Annotated in this window: 14 protein-coding genes and 2 pseudogenes; 9 read left to right on the forward strand and 7 right to left on the reverse strand. The window is 68.7% G+C overall.

Translation table 11 applies throughout. From position 1 onward, the window contains the following. The 4 genes from NJD74_RS16335 to NJD74_RS16350 all read right to left on the reverse strand — a co-directional run bounded on the left by NJD74_RS16335 (window position 1) and on the right by NJD74_RS16350 (window position 3,109). Window positions 1-1,458 (reverse strand): efflux transporter outer membrane subunit, encoded by a 1,458-nt coding sequence (locus tag NJD74_RS16335; protein WP_319624582.1) that lies wholly within the window; start codon window positions 1,456-1,458, stop codon window positions 1-3. After that, complete coding sequence (locus NJD74_RS16340) at window positions 1,455-2,363, reverse strand: HlyD family secretion protein (RefSeq protein WP_070426259.1); 909 nt, start codon at window positions 2,361-2,363, stop codon at window positions 1,455-1,457. The genes NJD74_RS16335 and NJD74_RS16340 overlap by 4 nt, the downstream gene beginning before the upstream one ends. Continuing rightward, window positions 2,360-2,569 (reverse strand): DUF1656 domain-containing protein, encoded by a 210-nt coding sequence (locus NJD74_RS16345; RefSeq protein ID WP_319624583.1) that lies wholly within the window; start codon window positions 2,567-2,569, stop codon window positions 2,360-2,362. Before NJD74_RS16345 ends, NJD74_RS16340 begins: the two co-directional genes overlap by 4 nt. 84 nt (window positions 2,570-2,653) lie before the next feature. Further along, window positions 2,654-3,109, reverse strand: coding sequence for a MarR family transcriptional regulator (locus NJD74_RS16350; protein WP_261997941.1), 456 nt, complete (start codon window positions 3,107-3,109; stop codon window positions 2,654-2,656). A 159-nt stretch (window positions 3,110-3,268) separates the two neighbouring features. Between NJD74_RS16350 and folE the strand changes: the two genes are divergently transcribed. The 4 genes and pseudogenes from folE to NJD74_RS16370 form a co-directional block, all read left to right on the forward strand. Beyond that, window positions 3,269-3,871, forward strand: a complete 603-nt coding sequence (folE, locus tag NJD74_RS16355; protein ID WP_019183982.1) for a GTP cyclohydrolase I FolE — start codon at window positions 3,269-3,271, stop codon at window positions 3,869-3,871. 127 nt (window positions 3,872-3,998) lie between these two features. Beyond that, entirely contained in the window at window positions 3,999-5,468 is a 1,470-nt protein-coding gene (locus tag NJD74_RS16360; RefSeq protein WP_319624584.1) for a DUF3375 domain-containing protein, read from the forward strand. An 88-nt stretch (window positions 5,469-5,556) separates the two neighbouring features. Continuing rightward, window positions 5,557-6,156, forward strand: a pseudogene (locus NJD74_RS16365) (DUF4194 domain-containing protein); the annotation flags it as partial. 46 nt (window positions 6,157-6,202) lie between these two features. Then, a pseudogene (locus tag NJD74_RS16370) lies at window positions 6,203-9,847 on the forward strand (SbcC/MukB-like Walker B domain-containing protein); the annotation flags it as partial. 41 nt (window positions 9,848-9,888) lie between these two features. Here NJD74_RS16370 and NJD74_RS16375 read toward each other — a convergent pair. Beyond that, the gene (locus NJD74_RS16375; RefSeq protein WP_070474219.1) at window positions 9,889-10,665 is read right to left on the reverse strand and encodes a TSUP family transporter; all 777 of its coding nucleotides are present in this window, start codon (window positions 10,663-10,665) and stop codon (window positions 9,889-9,891) included. Window positions 10,666-10,727: 62 nt separating this feature from the next. On the opposite strand from NJD74_RS16375, the gene NJD74_RS16380 reads away from it, so the two are divergent. The 5 genes from NJD74_RS16380 (at window position 10,728) to NJD74_RS16400 (ending at window position 15,881) form a co-directional block, all read left to right on the forward strand. Then, complete coding sequence (locus tag NJD74_RS16380; protein ID WP_070474134.1) at window positions 10,728-11,123, forward strand: YchJ family metal-binding protein; 396 nt, start codon at window positions 10,728-10,730, stop codon at window positions 11,121-11,123. A gap of 137 nt (window positions 11,124-11,260) precedes the next feature. Then, window positions 11,261-12,547 (forward strand): ergothioneine biosynthesis protein EgtB, encoded by a 1,287-nt coding sequence (gene egtB / locus NJD74_RS16385; RefSeq protein WP_102788751.1) that lies wholly within the window; start codon window positions 11,261-11,263, stop codon window positions 12,545-12,547. Next, entirely contained in the window at window positions 12,544-13,518 is a 975-nt protein-coding gene (gene egtD, locus NJD74_RS16390; protein WP_070426256.1) for an L-histidine N(alpha)-methyltransferase, read from the forward strand. Before egtB ends, egtD begins: the two co-directional genes overlap by 4 nt. 54 nt (window positions 13,519-13,572) lie before the next feature. Beyond that, on the forward strand, window positions 13,573-15,741 hold the full coding sequence (locus NJD74_RS16395) for a lytic murein transglycosylase (protein WP_070474130.1): 2,169 nt from the start codon (window positions 13,573-13,575) through the stop codon (window positions 15,739-15,741). Beyond that, entirely contained in the window at window positions 15,738-15,881 is a 144-nt protein-coding gene (locus NJD74_RS16400) for a hypothetical protein (protein WP_167390346.1), read from the forward strand. Before NJD74_RS16395 ends, NJD74_RS16400 begins: the two co-directional genes overlap by 4 nt. A gap of 24 nt (window positions 15,882-15,905) precedes the next feature. On the opposite strand, the gene NJD74_RS16405 is transcribed toward NJD74_RS16400, so the two are convergent. Further along, complete coding sequence (locus NJD74_RS16405) at window positions 15,906-17,096, reverse strand: benzoate/H(+) symporter BenE family transporter (protein WP_070474128.1); 1,191 nt, start codon at window positions 17,094-17,096, stop codon at window positions 15,906-15,908. A 332-nt stretch (window positions 17,097-17,428) separates the two neighbouring features. After that, on the reverse strand, window positions 17,429-17,647 hold a 219-nt coding region (locus NJD74_RS16410; RefSeq protein WP_319624585.1), incomplete at its 5' end, for a hypothetical protein.

Here is a 17,647-nt window from a genome sequence, read left to right on the forward strand (position 1 = left end):
TTACCTCGCGGCCGTGCCGGCGGCGACGGCGTCGGCATTCCAGCCACCGCCGAGCACCAGGAACAACTGGATCTGGTCGCGCGAGACCTGCGCCTGGGCATCGGCGAGCGTCGCATCGGCGCTGGCCAGGCTGCGGTCCGCGTCCAGGCTGGCCAGGTAGGGCGTGCGCCCGCCCTGGTACAGGCGGCGGTTCTGGCTGGCGGCCAGGTCGGCCTGCTGCTGCGCCTGCTGCAGGAACTGCAGGCGCTGCAGGTCCTGGGCATAGCGGCTCAGCGCGGTCTGGGTTTCGCGCAGGGCCTGCAGCACGCTGTGGTCGAACTCGGCCAGCGCCGCGTCGGCACCGGCTTCGGTGGCGTGGATGCGTGCGTGCGTGCCGGAGGAGGGCAGCGTCCAGGAAATCAGCGGACCGATCGACCACTGCTGGGTCAGCGGCGTGCCGAAGTCTTCCAGCAGGCCGGCCGCACCGAGCGAGGCGCCGAGGCGGATGTCCGGGTAGAGCTCGGCGGTGGCCACGCCGATCCGCGCGGTGGCGGCAGCCAGCCTGCGCTCGGCCTGGCGGATGTCCGGGCGGCGCTGCAGCAGCGCGCGGCCATCGCCGATCGGCAGCGCCTGGGCCAGGGTCGGGGCCTGGCTGCAGTCGCTCACGCCGTCGGGCAGCTGGCCCGGGGTGCGGCCGAGCAGGGCGGCCAACTGGTATTCGGAGGCCTGCCGGTGCGCGCGCAGCGGCGGCAACGCGGCCTGCAGCATCGCCACCTGGGCGTTGGCACGCGCCAGCTCCGGCGGGGTGCCGCGGCCGGCGGTGATCAAGCGCTGGGTGACCTCGCGGCTGCGCTGCTGCAGCTGCAGCGAGTGCTCGGCCACATGCAGTTCGTGGTTGGCGTGGCAGATGTCGACGTAACTGCCGGCCACCTGCGCCACCAGCGACACGCGCGCCAGGTCCATCGCGGCGGCGGTGGCCTGCTCGTCGGCATGCGCGGCTTCGGAGGCGCGCTTGAGCTTGCCGAACAGATCGAACTGATAGGACACCGCGAACTTGCCGTCGGCCAGGTTGATCGGCGGCAGTTCGTGTTCAAGCAGGAATGATTCGGCCGACAGCTGCGCGCGGCTCACCCCGGCCTCGGCCTCGTATTCGAACCCACCGGCATCCAGCGCCTGCTCGTACACGGCAGCAGCGCGACGCAGGTTGGCATCGGCCACCTTGAGTTCCACGTTGTCGCGCAGCGCCTGCTGCACCAGGGCGTTGAGGGTGTCGTCCTGGTACAGCTCCCACCAGCGTGCGGGCAGCGCGGCGCCAGCGGCGACCTGCGGGTTGCCGGTGTCGAGGAAGGCGGCATTGGCCTCCGGCCGCTGGAACGCGGAGCCGGCCGGTACCGCGTAGTCCGGGCCGACGGTGCGGCACGCGGCCAGCGTGGTCAGCGCCAGCCCCAGCGCGATGCGGTGCAGCGCCGGGCGGTTCACAGCGCCGTCCGTGCCGGTTGTGCCGGCGTGGCCGGCGCGGTGTCCGGCTGGATGGTAACGGTGGCGGTGCGCCCGGCGATCAGGTTCACGCCGGCCGGCACGCGGTCGATATGGATGCGCACCGGGATGCGCTGGGCCAGCCGCACCCAGTCGAAGGCCGGGGTCACGTTCGGCAGCAGGCTGCTGCCTTCGCTGCGGTAACGGTCTTCGATGCCGGCGGCGATGCTCTGCACGTGGCCCTGCAGCGGCTGCGCCTCGCCCATCAGGCGGATGTCGACCTTCTGGCCGGCATGCACGCCCTGCAGGCGGGTTTCCTCGAAGTAGCCGTCCACGCGGAACGAGCCGGTATCGAGCACGGCCATCACCGGGCGCCCGGCGGTCACATAGTCACCGGCACGCACGGTGCGGTCGTTGACGTGGCCATCGCTGGGGCTGCGCACTTCAGTGCGCGCCAGGTTGAGCTTGGCCAGATCCACCGCGGCCTGTGCGGTCGCCATCGAGGCCTGCGCGGCGAGCAGCTTGGCGCGGCGCACTTCGGCATCCTCGGCGGCGACCAGATCCTGCAGGCTGCGGTCACGCGCGATCTCGCGGCGCAGCTGGTCCAGCGTGGCGCGGCGCTCGCCCAGGGCGGCCTGGGCCTGCTCCAGCGCGATCTCATAGCGCGCCCGGTCGACCACGAACAGCACCTCACCGCGCTTGACCGGCTGGTTGTCGGCCACCTTCACCGCCTCCACCAGCCCGGACACATCCGGCGCCACCTGCACCACGTCGGCGCTGACGTGCGCATCGCGCGTCCACGGTTCGTCCATGTAGTACGCCCACAGGTGGCGCAGCACCAGCACGGCGGCCACCACGGCCACGACGGTCAATACGACCGGGAATGTCTGCTTGAGGATCTTGTTCACGATTGCATCCAACGCATCAGGGAAAACAACGCGCCGAGCACGATCACGTACACGGCCAGGTTGAACAGGGCGGGGTGCCAGATGTGGCGGTAGGCGCCGGTGCGCTGCAGGACCACGCGCAACCCGCTCTTGAGCAGGTAGGCAAGCAGCATCAGCCCGAGCAGGGTCGGGACGAACACACCATAGAGACTGAATTCACCGTACATCGAGGCAAAGGATTCGCAGGGGAGCGGAAAGGGGATCGCCCGGCGTCGAGGGACGACACCGGGCGGCACAACGGGGGAACAGGCTTACGTCACGCGGTCGGCAGCGTCGGCCAGCAGCTGCCACAGCTTCAGCACGGTGCGCAGTTCATCCATGGACAGCTCGCCGAACACGTCCTGGCGCAGGCCGATCAACTGGGTTTCCAGTTCGCTGACCAGGGCCTGGCCCTTGTCGGTCAGCCACAGCAGGTTGGCGCGGCGGTCGCTGGCGTCGCATTCGCGGCGGACCAGGTCGCTGGCGGCCAGCTTGTCCAGCAGGCGTACCAGCGACGGGCCTTCCATGCCCAGCTGATGGGCCAGTGCCACCTGGCGGATACCCCCGCCGGCGCGCCCGATCATCAGCAGCGGCATGGTGCAGGCGGCGGAGATGCCGTAGCTGCCCAGGGCCTGGTCGGCCAGGCGCTGCCACTGCCGCCCTGCGTACAGCAGGCCGGAACTGAGCTGCATCTGCAGCTGGGTGCGTTCGTCGAAGGATCGGTTCATCAGAATAGATAGGATACTACTAATTTCCATCCTATCAATACCTCCGGCACAACCGTCGCCCAACGAGGGCCTGCGCGGGCAGGGCCACCGAGCCCCGGCGCAGGACGCCCGAGGGGTCTGTCGGGTACGATGCTCGCCCCCCTTCGGGTGCTGTATGTAATGAGCAAGCAAGACAACGACGCCAACCCCGTCACCCAGGCCGAGGCCGAATCGGCGGTGCGCACCCTGCTGCGCTGGGCCGGTGAAGATCCGACCCGTGAAGGCCTGCTGGATACCCCGCGCCGCGTCGCCGAAGCCTATGGCGACTGGTTCAGCGGCTACCGCGATGACCCGCGCGCCTACATGGAGCGGACCTTCGAGGAAGTGGCCGGCTACGATGAACTGATCGTGCTGCGCGACATCGAGTACGAAAGCCACTGCGAACACCACATGGCGCCGATCATCGGCCGCGTGCACGTCGGCTACCTGCCGGCCGGCAAGGTGGTGGGCATCAGTAAGCTGGCCCGGGTGGTCGAGGCGTACGCACGCCGCTTCCAGGTCCAGGAAAAGATGACCGCGCAGATCGCCCAGTGCATCCAGGACGTGCTGCAGCCGGTCGGCGTGGGCGTGGTGGTGGAAGGTGCGCACGAGTGCATGACCACCCGCGGCATCCACAAGCGTGGCGTCAGCATGGTCACCTCCAAGATGCTGGGCAGCTTCCGCGAGGACGCGCGTACCCGCGCCGAGTTCCTGCGTTTCATCGAAGTGGGCGGCAAGCGCTGATTCCCCGCGCCGTCGCGCGCGGCCGGCAGGTGCTGGGCTTCGGCCCGGCCCTGCGGGTGCGTGCGCGTCCCGTTTCCCTCCCGGCCGCTGCGACCCGCGCGGCCCGTCTTCCTGTCCCCGGTCTCGAATGAAGCATCGCGAGCGCATTACCCGTTACCGCCACCTGCGCGAACAATCGCAGTGGAAGCTGCTGGCGGCCGATCACGCGCCGGAGATCATCGGCCTGCTGCAGAGCCTGCTGATGCAGGACGAGCGCACCCTGTCCACCGCGGTGCTGCACGAACGCCTGCAGCGCGCGCTGGACGATCTCAAGGCCGATGAACTCTCGCGCGATCTGCCGCGCACCGCGCAGGTCTACATCGCCCACTGGCTGGCCCAGGGCTGGCTGGAACGCCGCCTGCCCGAGGGTGCCGACCAGGAACAGTACGAACTGTCCACCCAGGCCGCGCAGGCGATCCGCTTCGCCGACAGCCTGGAGCAGGCGCGCGCTGCCGCCACCGAGAGCCGCCTGGCACTGGTGATCGAGCAGCTCTCGCAGCTGGCCGCGCTGACCGAATCCAATCCGGACGCACGCCTGTCCGCGCTGCGCGACGAGCGCGACCGCATCGATGCCGAGATCGCCCGCGTCAGCGGCGGCAAGGTATCCTCGCTGGATGGCAAGCGCGCGCTGGAACGGACCCGCCAGATCATCGGCCTGGCCGACGAACTGACCGAAGATTTCCACCGCGTGCGTGACGACTTCGAACGCCTCAACCGCGAATTCCGCGAACGCATCATCGATGACGAAGGCGAGCGCGGCGACGTGCTCTCCAAGCTGTTCGAAGGCGTGGATGTGATCGGTGACAGCGATGCCGGGCGCAGTTTCGACGCGTTCTGGCGCCTGCTCAACGATGCCGAACAGAGCGCCCAGCTCGACGCCGCGCTGGAGACCGTGCTTGCCCGTGGCTTTGCCCGCAAGCTGGACCGCAACGAACGCACCTTCCTGCGCGGCTTCACCACCACCATGCTCGAGCGCGGTGGCCAGGTCCACGATGTGCTGCAGCACTTCGCGCGCAGCCTGCGTGGCTTCGTGCAGAGCCGCGGCTACCTGGAACAGCGCCGCCTCAACCAGCTGCTCAAGCAGGCCCAGGGCGAGGCGCTGGGCCTGCGCGACCACATCCCGGCCCAGCGCAGCATCGGCCGCGACCTGCAGCTGACCACCAGCCGCCTGCGCTCGCTGTCGCAGTGGAAACTGCACGACCCGCGCCAGGCGCAGGTCGATGGCAGCGTGCAGCGCAACGACACCGCCGCGATCTCGCTGGAGAGCGTCGGCGATCTCGTCGCCGCCTCGGAAATCGACTTCCGCACCCTGCGCCGCGATCTGCACGACCTGCTTGGCGAGCAGCCGCGGCTGTCGATCGCGCAGGTGCTCGACCACCGTGAGGCCCCGCAGGGGCTGGGCAGCATCATCGGTTACCTCTCCCTCGGCACCCGCCATGGCGAGGTCGCCACCGATCAACAGGAGATCGCGCAATGGCGCGGCGGCGATGGCCAATGGCGTCGCGCCCGCATTCCGCTGATCTGGTTCACCCAGGAGAAACGCCATGAGCTGGCATGAACAATCCACCGACACCCCGATCGATGGCGGCGCCGACGAGCATGACGACGAGCCCGTCGTGGTGACGCCGGTCCTGCGACGCAGCAACGATGTCTTCTACATGGGCGATACCGGCCGGCTGCCGCTCGATGGCCGCCGTGCGCTGTGCCAGCTGCTGATCGGCCCCAGCATCGACCAGCTGCGCCACGCCAAGCTGTGGCCGGCGCTGATCCGCAGTGAAGCGGCGATCCGCTCGGCGCTCTCGGACCTGTTCCTGGAGCTGGTGCTGGACCGCGAGAGCGGGGTGGCCTTCACCCGCCAGGCCGATACCGAAGATATCGACGCGCCGGTGCTGCTGCGTACCTCGCCGCTGACCTTCATCGACTCGGTGCTGCTGCTGCACCTGCGCCAGCAGCTGGCCGAAGCCGATGCACGCGGCGTGCGCGCGGTGGTCGAGGATGCCGAACTGGCCGAAGCACTGGCCGTGTACGAGCGCCACCTGTCCACCGACCGCGCCGGCTTCAACCGCCGCGTCGCCAGTGCCGTGCAGAAGATGAAGGACAACCACATCCTCACCCGCCTTGGCGGTGACGATGCGCGTCATGAAGTCTCGCCGGCACTGAAACTGATGTTCTCCGCCGAAGATGTCGCCGCCCTGGCCCAGGTGTACCGCCGCCTGCGCGAAGCGCCGGCCGACCTCGACGCCTGAGCGCGCGCCCGCGCGCCGCTGCCCTGCCTGGATTGCTAGCCCTGCCATGACCGTCCACATTCCCGCACCCGCTCTGTTCCCCGGCGACCAGCCCGACCCGCGCGCGCAGCAGTTCCGCATGCGCCGCCTGCAGGTCCACAACTGGGGCACCTTCTCCGGCCTGACTGAAGTGCCGATCGCCGAACGTGGCTTCCTGTTCGTCGGCCGCTCCGGCTCGGGCAAGTCGACCCTGCTTGATGCGATGTCCGCGCTGCTGGTGCCGCCGGCCCTGGTCGACTTCAACGCCGCCGCGCGCGAAGCCGAACGCAGTGGCCGCGACCGCAACCTGGTCTCGTATGTGCGTGGCGCGTGGGCTGACCAGCAAGACAGCGGCACCGGCGAGATCGCCACCCAGTACCTGCGCAAGGGCGCCACCTGGACCGCGCTGGTGCTGGAGTACCGCAGCAACGACGGCCGCATCGTCAGCCTGGTGCGGCTGTTCTGGATCGCCGGCAACGGCGCCGCCGCGGCCGATGTGCGCAAGCACTACATGGTCGCAGAGCGCAGCTTCGACATCGCGCGCGACCTCGGCGGCTTCGACCTGGACCTGCGCAAGCTCAAGCAGCGCCTGGGCGATGTGCATCACTTCGACAGCTTCGCCAGCTATGCCGAACGGTTCCGCCACGTGCTCGGGATCGAGAACGAAATGGCGCTGCGCCTGCTGCACAAGACGCAGTCGGCGAAGAACCTCGGCGATCTGAACGTGTTCCTGCGCGACTTCATGCTCGATGCGCCGCGCACCTTCGATGCCGCCGAGCGCCTGGTCGATGATTTCGCCGAACTCGATGGCGCCCACCAGGCCGTGGTCACCGCGCGCCGCCAGGTCGAAACCCTGCTGCCGGCGCGCGGCCACTACGCCGATCTGCAGGCACTGCGCCGCCAGCGTGAAGACCTGGACGAGATGAAGCTGGGCATCGACGGTGTGCGCGAGCAGCGTCGCCTGGCCCTGCTCGAGGCGCGCCTGCTGGAACTGGACACCCGCGACCGCGGCCTGTCCGGTGAAGAAGGCCAGCGCCGCAGCGCGCTGGAGAACCATGAAAGCCACCTCGCCGAACTGGAGGGGCAGCGTCGCCAGCAGGGCGGCGAGCGCATCGAAGAGCTGGAGCGCGAACAGGGCCGTGTCGCCCAGGAACGCGACCGCCGCCTGGCCAAGCGCAACCAGGCCAACCATGCCAGCCGCGAGCTCGGCGAAACCCTGGCCGAGACCGCGCACGGCTTCGCCGAACAGCTTGCCCGCGCCCAGGCCAGACTGGACGACGGCCAGCGTGCCGCGGCCGAGCTGGATGAAGCCATCGCCGAGCGCATGGGCGGCAAGCGCGACGACGAGCGCCGCTTTGCCGAGGTGCGTTCGGAACTGGAGGCGCTCAAGCGCACCCCGTCCAGCATTCCGGCGCCGATGCAGCAGCTGCGCGCGCGCCTGAGCAGCGACACCGGCATTCCCGAGGCGGCGCTGCCGTTCGTGGGTGAACTGCTGCAGGTCCGCGATGAAGACGCCGCATGGCAGGGCGCGATCGAGCGTGTGCTGCACGGCTTCGCGCAGTCGCTGCTGGTTGACGAGCGCCACCATGCCCAGGTCTCGGAGTGGATCAACCAGACCCACCTCGGTACCCGCCTGGTGTATTACCGCGTGCGCCGCAACGACGATGCCCTGCACGTCCGCGAGCCCGGTGCACGCTCGCTGCTGCACAAGCTGGTGCTGCGCGAGCACGGCTATGCCGGCTGGCTGCGCCGCGAGCTGGGCAAGCGCTTTGACTACGAATGCGTCGATGCGCGCCACCTGCGCGATACCGACCGCGGCATCACCAAGGAAGGCCAGGTCAAGCACCCGGGCGAGCGTTTCGAGAAGGACGATCGCCACAACATCAGCGACCGCCGCCGCTGGCTGCTCGGCTTCAACAACCGCGACAAGCTGGACCTGTACGAGCGCGAAGCGATCGAACTGGCGCAGCGCATCGCCGCCTGCGACAGCGACGTGGCCGGCCTGCGCGCGCAGCGCGAACAGGATGGCAAGGCCCGCCTGGCCTGCCATCAACTGTGCACGCTGGGCTGGGACGAGATCGATGTGGCCGCGCCGCTGCAGCGCCTGGACGACATCGCCCAAGCCCTGCACGACCTGCGCGAAGGCAATGCCGACCTGCGCAGGCTCGGCGAACAGATCGAAAAGACCCGGGCCGATGTGGCCCAGGCCAAGCGCACCTATGAAGACGTGCGCGTGGAGCGCGGCCAGCTCGGCCGTGAGCACGAACGCCTGGCGCGCCTGCACGAGCAGTGCGCGCCGCTGGCCAAGCGCGTGGTCACGCCCCTGCAGCAGCAGGGCCTGGACGAACGCCTCAAAGCGCTCGGCGTGCTCAGCCTGGAAAACCTGGAAGCGCACTTCCGGCAGATCAGCAACACCCTCAACGAACAGCTCGGCGGCTCCCAGGCCGAACACAACCGGCTGGAAAACCTGCTGCTGGGCTGCTTCCGCCGCTACTGCCAGGCCTGGCCGGAAGACAGCGGCGACTTCACCGTCAGCCTGTCCAGCGCCGACGATTTCCTGGCCCGCCTGCAACGGCTGGAGAACGATGGCCTGCCGCAGCACGAGGCGCGCTTCTTCGATCTGCTGCAGAGCCAGAGCAAGAACAACCTGCTGGCGCTGCAGCGCCACACCGCCGAGGCGCGCAAGTCGATCGCCCAGCGCCTGGACGAGGTCAATGCCTCGCTGGAGCAGGTGCCGTTCAACCGCGGCACCCTGCTGACCATCGAACTCACCGACCGCCGTCTGCCCGAGGTGCTGGATTTCCACCAGCGCCTGCGCGATGTCCTGTCCCAGCAGCAGACCGAGCAGCGCGAACTGGCCGAAGCGCAGTTCGCGGTGCTGCGTGAGCTGGTCGCCAAGCTCGGCTCGCAGGAAGGCGAGGACAAGCGCTGGCGCGAGCTGGTACTCGACGTGCGCCTGCATGTGGAATTCGTCGGCGTCGAGCTCGATGCCGCCACTCGCCAGCAGGTCGAGATCTACCGCAGCGGCGCGGGCAAATCCGGCGGCCAGCGCCAGAAGCTGGCCACCACCTGCCTGGCGGCCGCGCTGCGCTACCAGCTCGGCGGTGCCGATGGCCAGCTGCCCAGCTACGCGGCAGTCGTGCTCGATGAAGCCTTCGACAAGGCCGACAACGAGTTCACCGCGCTGGCGATGAACATCTTCGACAACTTCGGGTTCCAGATGGTCGTGGCCACGCCGCTGAAGTCGGTGATGACGCTGGAGCCGTTCATCGGCGGTGCGTGCTTCGTGGAGATCAGCGGGCGCCACGACTCCGGCGTGCTGCTGATCGAGTACGACGACGAAGGCAAGCGCCTGAAGCTGCCCGAACGCGCCCGCGCCGGCGGTGAGGCCGCGGTGGCGCCGGTAGCGGCAGCGCCCGTGATCGCAGCGCCGGCGGAAGTCGAGGTGCCAGGACAGGCCGCCGATGCCGTGATCGCCGAACCGGCTGCCGGGCAGGCCGACGCCGCCACGGCGACGCCGGATGCACCGGCACCGGTATCGCGCCCGAAGAAAGCCGCGGCCAAGGCACCGGCCAAGGCACTCGCCAAAGCGCCGGGCAGGAAGGCCGCCAGCAAGGCGGCGGCCAGGCCGGCGCCCAGGACCGCCGCGAAGAAGCCGGTCAAGCCCAAGCGTTGAGCAATCGACGGGTCAGCCCCCAGGGCTGGCCCGTCCTGTCAGCCGGCGAAGGTATCCCAGCCCATCCGGGCGATCAGCACCACCACCAGGCCGACGAACAGCTTGCGGATGAAGGGCGTGCCACCGCGCAGCGCCATCCGCGTGCCGACCACCGAGCCGATGATGTTGGCCGCGGCCATCGGCAGCGCGAACAGCCACAGGATGTTGCCGGTCGGCACGAAGAACGAGATCGCCGCCACGTTGGTGGCCAGGTTCACCACCTTGGAGGCGGCCGAGGCGCGCAGGAAGTCCAGCCCGAAGAAACGCACGAACAGGAAGATCAGGAAGCTGCCGGTGCCCGGCCCGAAGAAGCCGTCGTAGAACCCGATCACCGCACCGATCGCCAGCGCGGTCACCAGCTCCTTGCGGCCGATCTCGCGCGGGCGGTGCAGGGCACCGAAGTCCTTCTTCCACAGCGTGTAGCCAAGCATCGCCACCAGCAGCACCAGCACCAGCGGGCGCACCGCGTCCTTGGGCAGCAGGCTGACCGCCGTGGCGCCGGCGAAGGAGAACACGAAGGCCGTGCCCGCGGCGAACAGCACTGGCCGCCACGGGAATCGCACATTGCGTGCGTAGCGGAACGCCGCCGCTGCCGTACCGAACATCGAACTGAATTTGTTGGTGCCAAACAGCATGGCCGGGGTGTGCTGCGGCAATACGGTGAACAACCCGGGCAACTGCACCAGCCCGCCGCCGCCGACCGCGGCATCGACCAGACCGGCGATGAAGGCGATCGCCACCAACCACAACAGCTCAGGGGGAACCAGCTCAAGCACGGCGGGACATCGCGGCAGAAGGCGCGCCAGCATACGCCCGGTCATCGCGCGACAATACCCCCATGACCACCGCCAACTCCGATCCCTGTCCCTGCGGCCGCCCCTTGGCCTACACCGCCTGCTGCGGCCGCTATCACGCCGGCGCGCCCGCCCCGGATGCCGAAGCGCTGATGCGTTCGCGTTACAGCGCCTACGTGCGCCACCTGGCCGACTACCTGCTGGCCAGCTGGCACCCGTCCACGCGCCCGGCCGAGCTGTCGCTGGAGGAAGCGCCCGGCCAGCGCACCCACTGGCTGGGGCTGACGATCCAGGCCCACACGCAGTCGGATCCGGACCACGCCCAGGTCCGGTTCCTTGCCCGTTACAAGGTGGGCGGCGGCAGTGCGGTGAAGATGCTCGAGCACAGCCGCTTCGTGCGCGAAGACGGGCGCTGGTTCTACCTCGACGCGCTGCCCTGACCCAAGGCGGCCGCACGCACCCCCAGCGCCGTCGCCCCGGCCGCGTACGGGGATCGCGTATTCAACTTGAACGCTGTCACCAGACCGATGCCGTGCCATGACGTGGCACTCACTCCGGCTGGTCGATCCTGATCGCAATGAATACCGCCGTTGCTGCCGCACCACCGCTCACCGCCGCCCCGCCGTCGTCGCTGGCCGCCCGCTACGCCGGCGTGCGGGCCCGCACGGTCGCGTTGGCCGCCCCGCTGAGCGCCGAAGACGCCATGGTGCAGAGCATGGCCGATGCCAGCCCGGCCAAATGGCACCTGGCCCACACCACCTGGTTCTTCGAGCGCTTCGTGCTGGCCACCCGGCCCGGTTACGCACCGATCGATGCGGACTGGCATTACCTGTTCAACAGCTATTACCAGAGCATCGGTCCGGCACATGCACGTCCGCAGCGTGGCCTGCTCTCGCGCCCGTCGCTGGAGGAGGTGCTGGAGTTCCGCGCCCGGATTGACCAGCGCGTGATCACCGCCCTGCAGGCCGGCAGCCTCAGCGAGCAGGCCCGGCACCAGTTGCTGCTCGGCCTGCACCATGAACAGCAACATCAGGAACTGCTGCTGACCGATATCAAGCATGCGTTCTGGTCCAACCCGCTGCAGCCAGCCTACCGTGAGGATCTTGCGGTGGCGCCGGCCCGTGCGCTGCCCCTGCAGTGGCTCAGCAGTCCCGAGCAGATCGTGGAGATCGGCGCGCCGGTCTGGCCTACCCAGCCGACATTCGCCTACGACAACGAATCGCCCGTACACCGCGCCCTGGTCCCGGCGCATGCGCTGGCCAACCGCCCGGTCAGCAATGATGAGTATCGCCGGTTCGTCCAGGCCGGCGGCTACCGCGAGCCACGCTGGTGGATGAGCGAAGGCTGGACCTTGTGCCAGGACCAGCGCTGGCAGCATCCGCTGTATTGGGACGACGCACTGGAGCGCGAGTTCACCCTCGGCGGGTGGCGCCCGCTCGATCCGCACGCCCCGGTCTGCCATCTCAGTTACTTCGAAGCCGACGCCTACGCGCGCTGGCAGGAGGCCCGCCTGCCCACCGAATTCGAATGGGAGGCGGCCACCGCCGGCCGCCCGCTGCGGGGTCGTTTCGCCGATAGCGATCAGCTTCACCCCGGCGGGGCGGAGGAGTCAGGCGATATCGTCCAGTTGTTCGGCGATGTCTGGGAATGGACCAGCAGCGCCTACGGGCCGTATCCGGGGTTCCGCACCTTCCCGGGCAATCTCGGCGAGTACAACGGCAAGTTCATGTGCGGGCAATGGGTCCTGCGCGGCGGCAGCTGTGCCACGCCTGCCGATCACCTGCGCGCCAGCTACCGCAATTTCTTCGCGCCGTCGGCCCGGTGGCAGTTCGCCGGCCTGCGCCTGGCCCGGGACGCCGCATGAGTTCGGTCCGTGATGCACTCCAGGCGCTGACCGATCTGCAGCCGGACCGCGACCAGATCACCGCCGACATCCTGCGTGGCCTCTCCGCCACGCCGCGGCAACTGCCGTCGAAGTATTTCTACGATGCCCACGGCTCGGCGTTGTTCGAGCAGATCACCCAGCAGCCGGAGTACTACCCGACCCGCACCGAGCTGCAGCTGCTGCAGGACTGCGCGCGTGACATCGCCAAGGTGGTTGGTCCCCGCCTGCACGTGGTCGAGCTGGGCAGCGGCAGTGGGCGCAAGACCGAGCTGCTGCTGCAGGCACTGCGTGACCCGGTGGCGTACACCCCGATCGAGATCTCCCGTGCCGCACTGCTGGACAGCATCACCCGGTTGGCCCCGTTGCTGCCGGAGATCGAAATGCTGCCGGTCTGCGCGGATTTCACCCAGCCGGTGCAGCTGCCATCGCCGCAGCGCGAGCCGGCGCGCCACCTGGTGTTCTTCCCGGGCTCGACGCTGGGCAACTTCGCGCATGACGAGGCCATTGCGCTGCTGAAGGCCATGCGCCAGACCATGGGCCCCGACGGCATGGCCCTGATCGGCATCGACCTGCACAAGGATGCGGGGCTGATCGAAGCGGCGTACAACGATGCGGCCGGCGTCACGGCCGATTTCACCCTCAATCTGCTGCGCCGGCTCAACCGCGACATCGGCAGTGATTTCGATCTCGACGGGTTCCGTCATCGCGCGCGGTACAGCGTGCCGCGCCTGCGCATCGAAACCGAACTGGTCAGCCAGCGCGAGCAGCGCGTGCAGGTGGACGGGCAGAGCTTCGATTTCGCCGCGGGCGAGGCGATGACGGTCGAGTACAGCCACAAGTACACCGACGCGGTGTTCGCAACGATGGCCGCAGCCGCGGGCCTGCGCGTGACGGCCCACTGGAACGCCACCGATCCCGCCTTCGGCCTGCGCCTGCTGCAGCCGGTCTGACCTGCGCCGCATTGCCGCTATGATGCAGGTCCACTGGCTGCAAGGATTCCGCCAATGCGATGGTCGCCCCTGTTGTTGGCCGGGCTGTGGCTCGGCGCACCGTCGTTGGCGGTGGCCGCCCCGGATGCATTCTCCACCTGTCTGGCCACGCTCAAGGCGCAGGCCGGCAAGCAGGGCATCGGCGCCGAGCGCTTCGATGTGCTCACCGCCGGGCTGACCCCGGATCCCAGCGTGCTGCCGCTGCTGGACGCGCAGCCGGAATTCACTACCCCGTTGTGGGACTACCTTGCGGCGCTGGTGGATACCCAGCGCGTCGAGGACGGGCGTGCCCGCCTGGTCGAGCACCGCGACCTGCTGGCCCGGGTCTCGGCCGAGTACGGGGTCGATCCGGCCACCATCGTGGCGGTCTGGGGCGTGGAGAGCGACTACGGCCGCGTGTTCGGCAAGCGCCCGCTGCTGCAGTCGCTGGCCACGCTCTCCTGCGAAGGCCGCCGCCAGCCCTTCTTCCGCGGCGAACTGCTCGCCCTGCTCAAGCTGATCGATGCCGGCGACCTGCGCGCCGAAGGCCTGACCGGTTCGTGGGCCGGCGCGTTCGGCCATACCCAGTTCATGCCCTCCACCTATGCGCGCATCGCGGTGGATGGCGACGGCGATGGCCGTCGCGATCTGGTCGCCTCGATACCCGATGCGCTGGCCTCCACCGCCAATTATCTGAAGAAGGCCGGGTGGCGCACCGGCCAGCCCTGGGGGATGGAAGTGACGGTTCCGGCCGGCTTCAACGCCGGCCAGGCCGGCCGCACCCAGCGCAGGCCACTGGCCGACTGGCGCGCACAGGGCATCATCCCGGTGGCCGGCGGCACGCTGGCCCCGGCCGGACTGCCCGCCGACAGCAGTGCCGCGCTGCTGCTGCCCACCGGGATCAAGGGACCGGCCTGGCTGGTGTTCCGCAACTACGACGCGATCTACGCCTACAACGCCGCCGAGAGCTACGCCCTAGCGATCGCCACCCTGGCCGATCGCCTGCGGGGTGGTCCGGGTATCGTCGCCGCCTGGCCGACCGACGATCCCGGCATCGGCCGTACCGAACGTCGAGAGCTGCAGACCCTGTTGCTGGCCCGCGGCCACGATATCGGTACGGCCGACGGCATGATCGGTACCGCGACCCGCCGCGCCATCCAGGCCGAGCAGCAGCGCCTGGGCTGGACCCCCGCCGATGGCCGTGCCGGCCAGCGCATTCTCACCGCCCTGCGCGGTGCTCCTCCTTCTTCCACACCGACCATGCCCGCATCCACCGTATTCACCCTGCCGCCCAATCACGCCCAGTATGTCCAGTCCCCGGCCGCGCCGCGCGCTGCCCTGCCCAAGGTGCCTGGCCTGAGCCTGGCCGACATCCAGGGCTTCCCCGCGTGGACGGTCCAGACCCCGTTCGCCACCGCCGCGATCAGCGTGTTCGGCGGCCAGCTCCTGTCCTATGTGCCCAAGGGCGGGCAGGACGTCATGTGGCTCTCGCCGAGCGCCCAGCCGCTGCCGACCCCGATCCGCGGGGGCAGCCCCGTGTGCTGGCCGTACTTCGGCCGCCAGGGGCAGGGCAATGACGTGCCCTCGCATGGCTTCGTCCGCAACGTGCCATGGACCCTGCAGCAGGCCCGTCGCGAGGCCGACGGCACCATGGTGCTGACCCTGGCGCCGCCGGTGCTGGAGAACCTGGACCTGCGCCTGCGCATGGAGCTGCGCATCGGCCGGACCCTGGAACAGCGCCTGATCACCGACAACACCGGCCGCCAGCCGGTCGCCTTCACCCAGGCCCTGCACAACTACTTCCATGTCAGCGATGCGATGCAGGTCAGCGTGGAGGGCCTGGATGGCCTGTCCTACCTGGACAAGTTCGAGAATTACGCGACCCCGCGCCAGCAGCAGGGCGACTGGAACCTGCGCGACCCGCGCGATCCCGGCCGCAGCGACCGCATCTATACGCAGGCCGGCGGCCGCTACGTGCTCAAGGACCCGGGCCTGAAGCGCCGCATCGAGATCACCACCACCGGCAGCCGCTCGCTGGTCGCCTGGAACCCGGGTGAGGCCGGCGCCAGCAAGATGGCCGATGTCGGGGCCGGCTGGCGCAACTATGTGTGCCTGGAAGCGGCCAACGCCGGTCCGGATGTGGTGACGCTGGCGCCGGGCGCGCAGCACGTGCTGCAGCAGACGCTGGCGGTTCGCCCGCTATGAGTACGGTTCCACCCCCGGCCCGGCCGGACGAGACGGCCGAGGATCCTTATCGCGCGCCCAGCACCGCCCTGCACGAGGCCATGATCGACGCCCAGATCGATGCGGCCGTGGCCGTGTATGACCGCCATCCGTCGTGCTGAGGCGGCTGTAAGGCGCGTGAGGCGTCAGCGGGCGGCCGGGCGCGGCCGCAATGCCAGCAGACAGATGCTGCCGGCGACCAACCCCCAGAATGCCGAGCCGATCCCGGCCAGCGACAGGCCCGAAGCGGTGACCAGGAACGTCACCAGCGCCGCTTCACGATCGGCCTCCTCGCGCAGCGCCGTGGCCAGGCTGTTGGCGATCGTCCCGAACAGCGCGATGCCGGCCACGCAGGCGACCAGCTCCTTGGGGAAGGCGGCGAACACGGCCGCCACCGTCGCCCCGAACAGGCCCACCACGATATAGAAGGCGCCCGCGGCCACCGCGGCGGTATAACGGCGGGCCGGATCCTCGTGCGCTTCGCGCCCCATGCAGATCGCGGCGGTGATCGCGGCCAGATTGAGCCCATACGCACCGAAGGGGGCCAGGATCGTATTGACCACGCCGATCCAGCCGATCACGGGTGAGACCGGCGTGTCATACCCGGAGGCACGGATCACCGCGACGCCCGGGATGTTCTGCGAGGCCATGGTGACCACGAACAGGGGCAGGGCGATGCCGAACACCGCTGCCCACGACAGCGTTGGCCAGGTGAACACCGGCGTGGCCAGTTCCAGTCGCACCTGTTCCATATGAAGCAGGCCCTGACCGGCCGCCACCAGGACACCGACAAGCAGGGTGGCGATCACTGCATAACGCGGGAACAGCCGTCGCCCGATCAGCCAGGTGGCGAACATCGCCAGTGCCATGCCCAGCTGAGTGCCCATCGAGACGAACACATCCAGCCCGAAGCGCAGCAGTACACCCGCAAGCATGCCCGCGGCCAGCGCCATCGGCACACGCTTCATCAGCTTCGCGAAGATCCCCGAGAAGCCGGCCAACATGCCAAGCACGGCAGCAAGCACGAACGCACCGATCGCATCGCTGTAGCCGACCGCGCCCGCACCGACCACGAGCATCGCCGCACCGGGCGTGGACCATGCAGTGACGACCGGCATCCGATAGCGCAGTGACAGACCAATACACGTCACGCCCATGCCAAGCCCCAACGCCCACATCCACGAAGCGATCTGCGCCTGGTCTGCGCCGACCGCGCGTGCGGCCTGGAACACGATCACCGCCGAACTGGCGAAGCCCACCAAGACGGTGATGAAACCTGCCATCACCGCAGGCAGGGAGAGATCGCGCCACAACGAACGTTTGCCAACCGCAGACATCGCATGCATTCCTGATGACAAGAGATGCATTGTTAGCAAGCCTGCGGCAGCACGCGCAACGCGCGTGCTGCCGCGCTTGTTGTCGAGCAGCACGCACGGATGACGCGATGATGAAAAAGATCGACGAAAACGCTTGACGAATTTTCAGAAGTCTTTAGTATTCGCTCCCTCGCTGCGACGCGGTCTTCACCCCGGTGAACACCCACCCGCAGCGACGGCAACAAGCTTCGAAAGAAGGTGTTGACGGAAACGAAAAGCCTGACATAATAGGCGGCTCGCTTCGACGAAAAGACCTTCGGGTCGCACGACGAAGCAGCATCGGCAACAACGTTTCACTTCGGTGAAACGGCCTTGAAAAAAGGTGTTGACGAGGCGGAAAAGCCGGCTATAATGGGCGGCTCGCAACGACGGAAACGTCGGGGCACACGGAGGAAGGCGCTGAGGCCGACTCCAAAGTTCTTTGACAGTATGCGCAGGTATCTTGTGAAGGCGCCTGCAGGAAGGATGATTGTCCATCTTGCAGACGTTTGATCAAGCAACATATCAATTGT

The sequence above is a fragment of the Stenotrophomonas sp. RG-453 genome (genome assembly GCF_033843685.1).
GTDB lineage: Bacteria > Pseudomonadota > Gammaproteobacteria > Xanthomonadales > Xanthomonadaceae > Stenotrophomonas > Stenotrophomonas bentonitica_A.